Here is an 11,385-nt window from a genome sequence, read left to right as displayed (position 1 = left end):
GCACGTGGGGGTGGCGCGGCACGGCGCGGCTTCGCCGCCGTGCCGCGTGGGGCGCGAGGCACGCGCCGATGCAGGCATGTCCGCGTGCTTCGCACGCTCGGACACGCCGGAGCTTGCAGGGAGCACAGCCATGACCGACCGCGGCGACCATGATTTCTGGGTGCGCCCTGGCGCGCCGAAGAACCGAGGCAAAGGCCAGGGCCAGAGCTTCGTTTCCAAGGTGCTCAAGCAGGCTGGCAAGGCCAGCGGCGGCAAGTCGGCGGTGCGCCGTCCTACCGCTGGCGGGAGCGGCCAGCACGCCGGCCAGCGGCCCGGCTCACGGCTTGGACGCGGCCATACGGCGGCGCGCTTCGCAGGCGCAAAGCTGACCCCTATGTCACGGCGCGTGACCATCAAGACGCTGCTGGTCAACCAGCGCAACGCCAGTCCGCAGTCGCTCGCCAAGCACCTGCGCTACATCGAGCGCGACGGTGCCGGCCGGAACGGCGAGCCGGGCCGTGCCTACGGGCCGCAGACCGACGAAGCCGACCTCGATGCCTTCAAGGAACGCTGCCAGGACGACCGACATCATTTCCGCTTCATCGTCTCACCTGAAGACAGTGCGGAGCTGGACGACCTGCGCACCTACACCCGGCACCTGATGAACCGGATGGAGGCCGACCTGGGGACGCGGCTGGATTGGGTGGCGGTCGATCACTGGAACACCGACAACCCGCACACGCACCTGATCGTGCGCGGACGCGACGATACCGGCAAAGACCTCATCATCGCGGGCGACTACATCGCCCACGGCTTCCGCCATCGCGCCGCCGAGCTGGCGACGGAATGGCTGGGGCCGCGCACCGAACTGGAGATCCAGCAGACCTTGCAGCGCGAGGTGGAGCAAGAGCGGTGGACGAGCCTCGACCGCACGTTGCAGCGCGAGGCCGGCGAGGATGGCCGGGTGCAGATCGAACGCTTCAACGAACCCCGGCTGCAACGCCAGCGCCTGCTGCTGATCGGCCGCCTGCAACACTTGCAGCGCCTGGGCCTGGCCGACGAGGTGCAGCCCGGCACCTGGGCCGTCCATGCGGACGCGGAGAAGACCTTGCGTGCCCTGGGCGAGCGTGGCGACATCATCCGAACGATGCAGCGGGCCATGAGCGGCAAGCCTCGCGAGCTGGCGGTGTTCGAGCCGGGCGACGACGGCCGCACTATCGTCGGTCGCGTGGCTGCTAAGGGTCTGGCCGACGAGCTGCACGACCGCGGCTATCTGGTCATCGACGGGTTGGACGGCAAAGCCCACTACGTCGCGTTGGACGCCCGCGACGAGCTGGCGAACTATCCCATCGGCGCGGTGGTGGAGGTACGCGGTTCCGCCGAGGTGCGGGCGGCCGACAAGAACATCGCCACGCTGGCGAGCAATGGCCTGTACCGCACCGATCACCACCTGGCGATCGAGCAAGGCCGAGCCAAGCCCGGCCGCGACCCGCAAGAGGCTGTGGCGGCCCATATCCGCCGGCTGGAAGCCCTACGGCGGGCCGGCATCGTGGAGCGCGTGGCCGAGGGGTTATGGAAGGTGCCGGACGACTTGGCCGAGCGTGGCCGCCAGTACGACGCGCAGCGGCTGGGCGGCGTGGCGGTCGAACTGAAATCGCATCTGCCGATTGAACGGCAGGCCCGCGTCATCGGCGCGACCTGGCTGGATCAGCAGTTGATCGGCGGCGGCAAGGGACTGGGCGACCTGGGCTTTGGCGGCGATGCTAGGCAAGCCTTGCAGCAGCGCGCCGACTTCCTCGAAGAACAGGGGCTGGCCCAGCGGCGCGGGCAGCGGCTGATTCTCTCCCGGAATCTGCTGGAAACGCTGCGCAATCGGGAGCTGGCGCAGGCCGCCCAGCACATTGCCGCCGATAGCGGATTGGAGCATCGGCACGTCACAGACGGGCAGCGCGTAGCCGGCATCTACCGGCGCTCGGTCATGCTCGCCAGCGGTCGCTATGCGCTGCTCGATGACGGCATGGGATTCAGTCTGGTGCCTTGGCGGCCGATAATCGAGCCACGACTGGGGCAGCAGATCGCCGCGACTGTACGCGGCGGCGGTGTGTCATGGGAGGTTGGACGGCAAAGAGGTCCTGGGATTGGATCGGGGCCGTAGGCTGTCGTACCGAGTTAAGGTGTCGAGCAGCGTTTTGGCCCTAGCTTCTGTGCTCCGTTAAGACGACTAGTCTGTGCTTATCGACGACGCTGTGGGTGCATGGTTGCTTGCCAATTCCGGTGCAACTCGCAAACGCGCTGCCCCGACCTGAACTGCCCATTCAACGATCTGCCCGGCCAATATATCCGTGGCGACACCGAACGCGCTCACCACATCGGCCTCTCGCTTGCTGCCTGTGGCTTGGATTGCTTCGAAGCGTCTACTGGCAATAGCAGTCCGTTTGGCCGGATCGACCAGTTGCACATCGAGCCGAACCGCGGCGATCGCTTCAGTGCCGCGGTATTCGAGCTGGAACGCCCGCAGCGTACTGCGCAACTCCATATCGGCGCTCATTGGGGTGCTATCGGTAATCACGGAAGTCGACCGCCCATCGCGCATGAAGGCTTCGACGATTCGGTCACGCAGCAGCACCGGTGCGGGGTCGGCCCAACGCACTCCTTGCCAAGCCGACAAGCGACCATCGGGCTGCGCAATGAACAGCCGCTCCGAATCCAGGACGCGACTACTCTCAGGGGCGTAGACGCGCAGCGCCCCGGGTCCCGGAACGGCGCGCGGCGTACTCTCCGCCTGGGCGATGTGATAGTCGGGCAATTTGTAGGTGACCATTGGAGCTGCTTTGGGAAGCACACTGCACGCGGACAAGCCGAGTACTAGCGTCATAGTCACGGCAGCGACGGGAATCATCCTGGCGGAAGTGTTCACGGCTTGGTTTCCTCAATGTTCTCTCCACCGAGCAGGTATTGCGCCGGATTGCGATCCAGTCGGCGCAGCACGGTGTTTAGATTGGCCAGCGCCTGCTGGAGTTCGTGCATGGCAGGACCTGTGGCGGCCAAGCCCTGGTTCAGCGATTCCTGATTGTTTTGCAGTAGCGTCTCAACCCTGAAAGCGGCGCGTTCGAGGGATGCCGTTGCATCACGCGTGTTCACCATGATTTGCTTACCATCGTTATTTAGTAGCAGGTTGGCATCGCGAAGAGTGCTATTTGCTTGGCGCACGGCAGCTGTCGATTCTCTGCTTGCTTCGGTCAGATTGCTGATTAACGTCGCGATCTCGGCCCTCTGGTCAGCGACCGCGCCCGTGGTCTGTTCAAGATTCACCAGACTGCGGTGCACAAGAGCCAAATTCTCCTTCGACAGTAACTCCTGCGTGCGCAGCAAGATGCCGTTGAGTGTCGTCATGCTGTTCCCCTCACCGGAGACCAGGGATGCCATCGCCGAACGTGGTGCGAGGATCAACGGTTCCTCGTCCTCTCTCCGATCCAGCAATGGCACGTTTGGCCCACCGTCGCTCAACTCGATCACCGCGTTGCCGGTAATTCCCGTGATGACCAATTCAGCGCGGGTATCCTGCCGGACCGGGATGGTGGCATTGATGCGTACGCGCGCTATCGCCCGCCTTGGGTCTCGCGGTGAAAGAGAAAGTGCAACGACTTCGCCAATCGTGATTCCGCTGTACTGAACCTGGCTGCCGGGCGTAAGCCCGGTCACTGGCTCATCGAACATAATCCGGTAATACTGGTAATCGTGGTCGGAACGTGTGTCGCTGAGCCAAAGCGCGAAGCCAATACCAATCGCACCGAGCAGCACGACGAACAGACCAATGAATACATGATGGGCACGTGGTTCCATGATCAGACCACCTCGTTCTCAGAGTTTAAATATTGCGTGCGCCCAGCCCAATGCGTGCGCGACGGAAGAATGATGCAGATGCGGAGGGGTTTCATGGCTGCGTCTCTTGGCTGGAAGCACCAGTGGCCTGTGCGGCCGCACGGCCACGGGGGCCGTGAAAGTATTCCTGTATCCACGGGTGCTTGAAGCGCTCGACTGCCTCGATGCCGTCGTTGATGAGTACCTTCTGGTTCGCCAGGACCGCGACACGGTCGCATATGGTGTACAGCGTATCGAGGTCGTGGGTTACCAGAAACACCGTGAGGCCCAGTGCATTGCGCAGGGTCAGAATCAATTGGTCGAAAGATGCAGCCCCGATTGGATCCAGTCCTGCGGTGGGTTCGTCAAGAAACAGGATGTTCGCATCAAGCGCCAAGGCTCTCGCCAGTGCTGCTCGTTTCACCATGCCTCCGGACAACGAGGCCGGATACTTGTCTCCCGCTCCGGCAGGCAACCCCACCAAGCCCAGCTTGCTTCTTGCCAAACGCTCGGCAAGAGGCCGCGCCAGACCGACATGCTCGATCAAAGGAAGAGCGACGTTCTCCAAGACGGTCAGCGATGAATACAACGCGCCCTTCTGGAACAGAATGCCGAACCTTCGCTCCATACGCGCGCGCGCAAGCCATTGGGCTCGCAGTAGGTCGCGCCCCCCGATACGGACCACGCCCGAATGCGGCTTCTGCAGCCCGACGACGCTACGCAAGAGCACGGATTTCCCGGTGCCTGACCCTCCCACCACGCCAAGGATTTCCCCGCGCCGCACGTCCAGGTCTAGGTCCTGATGGACCTGCTGGGTTCCAAACCTGTTGTCCAGGCCGCGCACTTCAATAGCGTGTCGCACACCGTTGTCGGTGTCTTGCTTCACCGCGCTCACCAGCCCATCTCCATGAAGAACAGTGCAGCGATGGCGTCTATCAGGATCACCATGAAGATTGATTGCACGACACTAGACGTCGTGTGGTCGCCTACCGACTCAGCGCTACCGGCGACCTTGAACCCTTCATGGCAGCCGATAGCGGCGATCATCACCGCGAAGAGCGGGGACTTGCTCATTCCGACAAGAAAATGGCGCACCTCGATTTTTTCCTGCACGATGGCAAGGAACTGTGCGGGAGGAATTTCCAAGCTCAGTGCGCATACGGTGGCGCCGCCCGCAATGCCAGCCAAGATGCCTACTAAGGTGAGCAGTGGCAAGGACACAAGAAGCGCCAGCACGCGTGGCAGCACCAGTAACTCGATGGGGTCGAGCGCGTTGGAGCGAAGCGCATCGATCTCTTCATTTGCCTTCATCGAACCGATTTGGGCGGTGTACGCGCTTGCGGTACGGCCTGCAATCAATATGGCCGGGAGCAGCACTCCGAACTCGCGCATGAACGAGAAGGCGACCAGATGCACCGAGAAGATGCTCGCACCGAAGTTGGCCAGCACCGTTGCTCCCAGGAACGCCACCACCATTCCTACCATGAAGCTCAGTAGCGCCACGATGGGAATGGCGTCCACCGCTGATCGCTGGATTTGAGCGATCACCGAGGTCGCGCGCCAGCGACGCGGGTGACGAACGGTACGGCTCCATGTTTCGATGATCTGGCCCACGAACCCGGCCAGACCAAGACACGCACGACAGCCCTGTTCCAAGGTCAGGCCTATGCGTCCCAGACCGCGGAGCAGAGGATTCCCGCTCACCGCTGCTTTCTCCGTCTTCTGCTGATCGGTAGCAGCGGCGGCCAGCGCTCTCATTAGGGCGAGGCGATCCGAGGACAGATTTGGAGCTGCCTCCGGCCGGTCGAGATCGAGTCTGGCCCGAGAATTTCCACCAGCAGAGCCGCGCCGGCGGTGTCCAGTCTCTGGACTTGCGTCCAGTCGAGTAAGGGAGTGGCGTACCCCTCGGCATGACTGATGCGGGCGGCGGACACGGATTTTGCCAGACTGGCGTAGTGCTCTATCGTCCAGTCGCCACCCGCCAGCCATTTGTGATCACCGCCGACCATGGCATCCTGCCGGAGCCAAGCCTGTGAAGCGTTGCTCATGGCTGCGTGTCCCGCCAAGCGCTGTCGATGCGCTCGATGCAGTTCGTGATCGCCGCTTTGGCATGACCCAGCAATGTGTACGAACCGGCGAACTCTTTAATGACGTTGCCGCGCTCGAAGCAACTGGCGGCAGCAACCCGGCGTCCCGTCCTTAAATCGACTGCTTCGAACTCTAGGCTGGCACCACCCGTCGTCACGGGTCCAACCAGCAGGGTCGTCATTGCATTGACTGCCCGATTCGGTGTCTGCAGTTCGGTGACCGCTACACGCACCCGAACCTGTCCCGCGCCACCTGGGGGGGCGGGACTTTTGCCTTCCTGGCGTTTCAGTTCGCTCGTCACATGGTCTAGCACTTCGCGCTGCTGCGCGTCATCGAGCCCATCGATGCGACCCGAGGCGGTCTTGATCTGCGCTTCTTCCACCACGACAGCGGCATAACGCTTGGGCTCGAATCCCGCTGCGCGGTACATCAGTACGTTCTCGTATCGTGTCGGCGATAACTTCTCGTAGTCGCCGAGAAATCCGGAGCGCGTCATGCTGTTGGTCGCGCATCCAGAGAGCGCGCCTGCTACGCAAAAAAAGATGCCGCCGCGGATCAATGCAGTTTTGCTCTTCATAATGGGTCTCCTTGATCAAACGAAACTAAGACAGGCAATGCCTGCTGCGATGAGGGCGGTGCCAGACCAGCGCGTTACCGATGCGACATCGCCTAGTAGGAGGGCGCCGACGCCCAAGTTTCCAAGTAGCCCGATTCCTGCCCAGGCTGCAGAGGCCGCGCTGATCGGAATCCGCTTGAGCGCGAACCACAAAAGTGCGCCGCTGGCCGCCATGCACGTCACTGCCACACAGAGGCCGACCCAGCGCATCGGACCGCCCGCCGTGATGGCCCGCAGGCCCAGTGGATAGCCCGCTCCTAGAACCCCTGCGGCAATGACAATCGACCAGGATTTCCAGATCAGCGGATGGGTGCTGAATCGCATAAGCCTAGCGAGACATACGCATGAAGCGTGGGTGCATACGAATTCTGAGAATGCGCAGCACGCGGCGGCTCGCAAGAGACTCATGAGCGATCTCCATGCGCGGTGGCGACACTCAGGTTCCACGGCCCAATTCGCTTGATTCCAAACAGGACTTCGTAAAGCAGCGGAATCAAGCCCAACGTCACCAGCGTTCCGAGTGCCAGCCCACCGATCATCGCGATCGCCATCCCTTTCCATAATGGTCCGGAGAAGAGCATGAGTGGCACCAGTCCCGAAATGCAGGTGACCTTGGTCATCACGATTGGACGAAGCCGTTGTATCGCGGCCCCAACCAAGGCTTCATGGCGTGGCAGGCCTTCCGCTAGCCCCTGGTCGATGCGTTCCAGCAAGAGCACGGCGTTGTTGACAATGATCCCGAACAGGGCCAGTACGCCGAAGGTCGCCATGAAGCTGAAAGGTGTACCATGTGCGTCCTTTTGCCGGGACAAGTTCGAGATGGCCCGAGGCGAGATCCTGGAGCGCCCGAAAGAAATGCCGCCGCTCTGCGGGTGCGAGTATTGGCAAACCCAGAAGATCGGCGAACAGGGCGCCATCCAATGCCAGCATGATGAGTGCCGCGGTCTCGGTGCCACGCGGGGATCGACGCACGCGTTCGTACTGCACGCGGTACCACTCGCGCAGTGGGTCGAGAAGTGTTGGATCTTCCGCAGCTGCCGCGAGCAGCGCTGCGCCCATCTTCTGCATCTCGTCGTCGGGCATCGCTTCCACCTGGCTCGACAGCCAGGGGTCCGGATCTCCGGCAAACCTGCGCTCGTGATTGGCTTGTACCGCGTCGAACGCCCGGATCATCTCGTCGATCAGTGTCACGAACAAATCGCGTTTGGTCTTGAAGTGATAGAGAAACGCCCCTTTGCTCAACCCGGCCCGCACAACGACGGCGTCCAGTGTCAAGCGACTGGCACCTTCCTCCAGCACCAGTTCGCGGGCGGCCTGCAGGATGCGGTCGCGAGTTCGCTGGGCTCCTTGCTGGAGGCCGGGCTGCGCATCGGCGCTGCTATGGGCAGTGGACGGGGGGGGCAACTTTGTTTTCGCGCGGGGCGGCATGGTCGTGCTCCAAAAAAGCTTGAGTCATATACAGTCCAGACGGTATAGTAGAAGCCATACAACAGTCCGTCAAGACTTTTTCGGAACGCAAGGAGCTGCCATGTCTCAAATTCTTGAACGCTATCGCCTCATTGCCATGATTTCTCCGCTACTGCTTCTTGCGGCCTGCAGCCATGCCCCGCACTCTGCCGATCCACCTCGCCTGGATGTACCGGCCCATTTCTCAAATGAAGAGGGAGGTGAAGGCATCTTGGACAAATCGTCCCGCCGTACTCTTCCCGTCGATTGGTGGACGGCCTACGGCGATCCGCACCTCAATGCCTTGGTCCGGGCGGCGCTGGAGCGCAATACCGAACTGACGATTGCGCGAGCGCGCGTGGACGAGGCATCGGCCGCCACGCGGCGAGCACGGGCTGACGATTGCGCGAGCGCGCGTGGACGAGGCATCGGCCGCCACGCGGCGAGCACGGGCCTCCCTGCTCCCCTCGTTGTCCGCGGGCACGCAGGCAACTCGAGGACGCGACTATTCAGAGAACGTTGCAATCGGCAATGATGGCCGCGCCACGTTGTCCGCATCGTGGGAGGCAGACCTGTCGGGACGGCTTTCGCAGGCAGCAGAAGGTGCGCGCCTGGATGCGGTGGCAGCCGAACAAGCGTGGGTTGCCACGCGGTGGCAGGTCGCGTTTGAAACAGTGTCGGCGGCTGTGCAGCAGCGCCAAGCCAGTGAGCTCGAAGCGCTAGCCGCGGCGCGGCTGGCATCCGCAGAACGACTCGTCTTGCTGATGCAACGGAAGTTCGAGGCCGGACAAGCTACCGGCTTCGACATCGAGCGTACCCGCGCCGGCGTCGTCGCACTGCGCGTGGAGCAAGAGCAACTGCGGCGTGCGCGCGGCGAGGCGACGCATGCACTCGATGTACTAGTGGGACAAACGCCCGGAGCGCCTGCAGCTTCCCCAACTCTTGCGTCGCTCGCCGTCCCGGACTGGACACCGACACGCATACCTGCGGACCTGCTGAGTGAGCGGCCCGACGTGCGCGCCGCCGAAGCGAAGTTCGCCGCCGAAACCGCGCGCTGGAACGCAGCCGAAGGCGAACGCTTCCCCAGGCTGGTGTTGGACCTGAGCGGCGGACGGCAGCGCGTAGAGAGTGTGGGAACCCGCATCACTGGAAACATTTTTTCACTTGGGGCCGGGGTGTCGTTGCCGATCTTCGATGGTGGCGCGATCCGTGCCGGCATCGAGACCGGAGAGGCGCGCAGCCGAGCTGCCCGTGCGGAGTTCGAGCGCACTTTGTTGAGTGCTTTGCAGGACGTAGAGAACGCATATCTCGGTTGGCATACGCAGCACGCAGCACTGGAGCATCAGGCCGAGGGTGTCGCAGTCGCGGAGCGTCAGCTCGATCGCAGCCGACGTCTGTTCGAGGCGGGACAAGTGGACGCCACGGTGGTGGCCGAGGCTGAGGCCGGGGTGCTGTCAGCGCAGGCTTCGCTGATCCGCACGCGGGCCGAGACAGCCATGCAATGGGGCGTCCTGGCAAAAGCATTATCCGGCTCTCCTGTTTGATCGCAGAAACATGCTGGAGCAGCTTGCGAAGGCTAGCTAAATAGCGTGACGCAAGGCGAAGGTGGTGAGGCCTGAGTGATGAGGAATGCGAACATGGAAATTCGACACCTGCGCTACTTTCTGGCGGTGGCAGAGGAGCTGCACTTTGCCCGAGCCGCAGAGCGCCTCCACATAGAGACATCGCCGCTGTCGCGCGCCATCAAGGAACTTGAGGAAGAGTTGGGCGTAGCGCTATTTGCGAGAACCACTCGGAGCACCCGCTTGACTCGTGCGGGCAGGCTCTTCTTTGAGAGCGTGCCGCGTGTCTTCGCAGCTTTGCAGCAGGCGCGCGACAGTGTGAACGCCGCAGCCAATGGCTTTCATTGCCAGCTCCGTATTGCATTGTCTGATGGAATCACGCCATCGCGCCTGCCTGCGTTGTTGGCGCTCTGCCGGCAGGAAGAGCCGGAAGTGGAAGTTCGCTTCTTCGAGGTGCCTTTGGCACAGCAAATCAAGGGATTGTGTGGCGAACTGTACGATCTCGGCTTCGCTCAATCGGATGAAGTCGGCGAAGGCATCATCGCCGTGCCGGTGTGGAGTGACCCTCTGATGGTAGCTGTGCCCGCACGGCACCCCTTGCTATCCCACAAACAGATTCCCCTAGAAGAGCTGTTGCGGTATCCGCTGGTGCTCTGCGACGCGGTGGCGTGTGAGGGCCATGCTCGGCAAGTTGAACGGGTGCTACGTCGCGTGGACATAGAGCCACTGATTGCCGAACGCGTGACTTCCAGCGATCTAATGATGGTCCTGGTTTCGGCGGGACTTGCACTAGGCCTCACAGGAGGCGCGCATATCACAGCCAGCAGGGAACAGGGGGTGGTCGCACGGCCGCTGACTGGACGTTCGCCAATGCTCACGACCTATCTACTACGGCCGGCCAGCGAGCCGTCAGAAATGCTGACTCGCTTCATGGAACGCGTTCATTCGATCAAATCTCCAGATGCCAAAGGTCGGCGGTAAACCATCACACAATCTCCCAAAGAAAATTAACCATGAAGAAGATTGCTCTCATATTGCTTTCCTCGACATTGGCAGCCTGCAGCCCATCTGGGAAACCAGATAAAGCCAACCTTCCGACAGTCGATGAATTAGCGCTCAATCCTGAGCGTCTGAAAGAGTTGCGCAAGCAATGCAAGTTGGATCGACCAATGCTGGGCGACCAACTATGTAACCGGGTTGCCGAGGCTACGCGAAAGCGCTTTTACGAAGATGGCGATGTGCCCCACACCACGCCTAAAGAGCCGCCGAAGTTCTAAGCTGGTGGTCATGCCGGAGTATGTATGCCGGATATGAAAAATTTGAAGGAGAATCGCAATGGGTTGGATCTATCTTGTTTTGGCTGGATTGTTTGAAATCGGATGGCCGGTCGGGCTGAAAATGGCGCAAGAGCCAACATCGCGTTGGAGTGGGGTCGCAGTAGCCGTCTCTTTCATGACAATTAGCGGCGCCTTCCTATGGCTTGCTCAGCGTCAGATACCGATTGGGACTGCTTATGCGGTGTGGACGGGTATCGGAGCGGCGGGAACTTTCTTAGTCGGAATTCATTTCTATGGCGACCCAACCTCCCTGATGCGATACCTTGGCGTGGCGTTGATCATCCTGGGCGTTATCACGCTCAAGTTATCGAGTTGATCGCTAGCTCCATTGGTAGCGTAGTCGCTAGGCGACCCAGCTCCCAGAGTGGATCGGGCGCTGGGAACTCGTACGGTCACCTCCTCTCTCTAGTCGCTATGTGACGAGCTTGCCGGCGCCTCGGGAGAGTTCGAGCCAGTGCGCGTAAGGCGGTGGGAGCACCCATTCCGGGTGGCTCCA

At 61.8% G+C, this 11,385-nt stretch carries 14 protein-coding genes; 5 read left to right on the top strand and 9 right to left on the bottom strand.

The window, feature by feature from the left end:
- Positions 1-130 precede the first annotated feature (130 nt).
- Positions 131-2,134, top strand: a complete 2,004-nt coding sequence (locus AC6LJ9_RS24605; RefSeq protein WP_000132148.1) for a relaxase/mobilization nuclease domain-containing protein — start codon at positions 131-133, stop codon at positions 2,132-2,134.
- A gap of 66 nt (positions 2,135-2,200) precedes the next feature.
- Here AC6LJ9_RS24605 and AC6LJ9_RS24600 read toward each other — a convergent pair whose 3' ends face one another.
- The 9 genes from AC6LJ9_RS24600 to AC6LJ9_RS24560 all read right to left on the bottom strand — a co-directional run bounded on the left by AC6LJ9_RS24600 (position 2,201) and on the right by AC6LJ9_RS24560 (position 7,972).
- The gene (locus AC6LJ9_RS24600) at positions 2,201-2,800 is read right to left on the bottom strand and encodes an ABC-type transport auxiliary lipoprotein family protein (RefSeq protein WP_003124411.1); all 600 of its coding nucleotides are present in this window, start codon (positions 2,798-2,800) and stop codon (positions 2,201-2,203) included.
- 92 nt (positions 2,801-2,892) lie between these two features.
- On the bottom strand, positions 2,893-3,822 hold the full coding sequence (locus AC6LJ9_RS24595) for an MlaD family protein (protein ID WP_000433686.1): 930 nt from the start codon (positions 3,820-3,822) through the stop codon (positions 2,893-2,895).
- A gap of 91 nt (positions 3,823-3,913) precedes the next feature.
- Complete coding sequence (locus AC6LJ9_RS24590) at positions 3,914-4,738, bottom strand: ABC transporter ATP-binding protein (protein WP_155936418.1); 825 nt, start codon at positions 4,736-4,738, stop codon at positions 3,914-3,916.
- The gene (locus tag AC6LJ9_RS24585; protein ID WP_122169101.1) at positions 4,732-5,598 is read right to left on the bottom strand and encodes an MlaE family ABC transporter permease; all 867 of its coding nucleotides are present in this window, start codon (positions 5,596-5,598) and stop codon (positions 4,732-4,734) included. The genes AC6LJ9_RS24590 and AC6LJ9_RS24585 overlap by 7 nt, the downstream gene beginning before the upstream one ends.
- On the bottom strand, positions 5,598-5,888 hold the full coding sequence (locus AC6LJ9_RS24580) for a hypothetical protein (protein WP_498149557.1): 291 nt from the start codon (positions 5,886-5,888) through the stop codon (positions 5,598-5,600). Before AC6LJ9_RS24580 ends, AC6LJ9_RS24585 begins: the two co-directional genes overlap by 1 nt.
- Entirely contained in the window at positions 5,885-6,505 is a 621-nt protein-coding gene (locus tag AC6LJ9_RS24575) for a DUF3313 family protein (protein ID WP_000837791.1), read from the bottom strand. Before AC6LJ9_RS24575 ends, AC6LJ9_RS24580 begins: the two co-directional genes overlap by 4 nt.
- A gap of 15 nt (positions 6,506-6,520) precedes the next feature.
- The gene (locus tag AC6LJ9_RS24570; RefSeq protein WP_038421338.1) at positions 6,521-6,868 is read right to left on the bottom strand and encodes a DMT family transporter; all 348 of its coding nucleotides are present in this window, start codon (positions 6,866-6,868) and stop codon (positions 6,521-6,523) included.
- Positions 6,869-6,948: 80 nt separating this feature from the next.
- On the bottom strand, positions 6,949-7,314 hold the full coding sequence (locus AC6LJ9_RS24565; protein WP_498149556.1) for an efflux RND transporter permease subunit: 366 nt from the start codon (positions 7,312-7,314) through the stop codon (positions 6,949-6,951).
- Positions 7,208-7,972 (bottom strand): TetR/AcrR family transcriptional regulator, encoded by a 765-nt coding sequence (locus tag AC6LJ9_RS24560; RefSeq protein ID WP_498149555.1) that lies wholly within the window; start codon positions 7,970-7,972, stop codon positions 7,208-7,210. Before AC6LJ9_RS24560 ends, AC6LJ9_RS24565 begins: the two co-directional genes overlap by 107 nt.
- Before the next feature lie 362 nt (positions 7,973-8,334).
- On the opposite strand from AC6LJ9_RS24560, the gene AC6LJ9_RS24555 reads away from it, so the two are divergent.
- The 4 genes from AC6LJ9_RS24555 to AC6LJ9_RS24540 all read left to right on the top strand — a co-directional run bounded on the left by AC6LJ9_RS24555 (position 8,335) and on the right by AC6LJ9_RS24540 (position 11,205).
- Complete coding sequence (locus AC6LJ9_RS24555) at positions 8,335-9,534, top strand: TolC family protein (RefSeq protein ID WP_498149554.1); 1,200 nt, start codon at positions 8,335-8,337, stop codon at positions 9,532-9,534.
- 93 nt (positions 9,535-9,627) lie between these two features.
- Positions 9,628-10,533, top strand: a complete 906-nt coding sequence (locus AC6LJ9_RS24550) for a LysR family transcriptional regulator (RefSeq protein WP_000405670.1) — start codon at positions 9,628-9,630, stop codon at positions 10,531-10,533.
- 32 nt (positions 10,534-10,565) lie between these two features.
- The gene (locus AC6LJ9_RS24545) at positions 10,566-10,829 is read left to right on the top strand and encodes an EexN family lipoprotein (RefSeq protein ID WP_000717310.1); all 264 of its coding nucleotides are present in this window, start codon (positions 10,566-10,568) and stop codon (positions 10,827-10,829) included.
- 58 nt (positions 10,830-10,887) lie between these two features.
- Positions 10,888-11,205 carry a DMT family transporter gene (locus AC6LJ9_RS24540; RefSeq protein ID WP_000539741.1) on the top strand — a complete coding sequence of 106 codons (318 nt, stop codon included), beginning with the start codon at positions 10,888-10,890 and terminating at the stop codon, positions 11,203-11,205.
- The last annotated feature ends 180 nt before the right edge of the window (positions 11,206-11,385 follow it).

The sequence above is a fragment of the Achromobacter sp. 1011811831 genome (assembly GCF_059760905.1).
The sequence above is the reverse complement of the archived record's forward strand: the minus strand, read 5'-3'. Positions and strand labels throughout refer to the sequence as shown.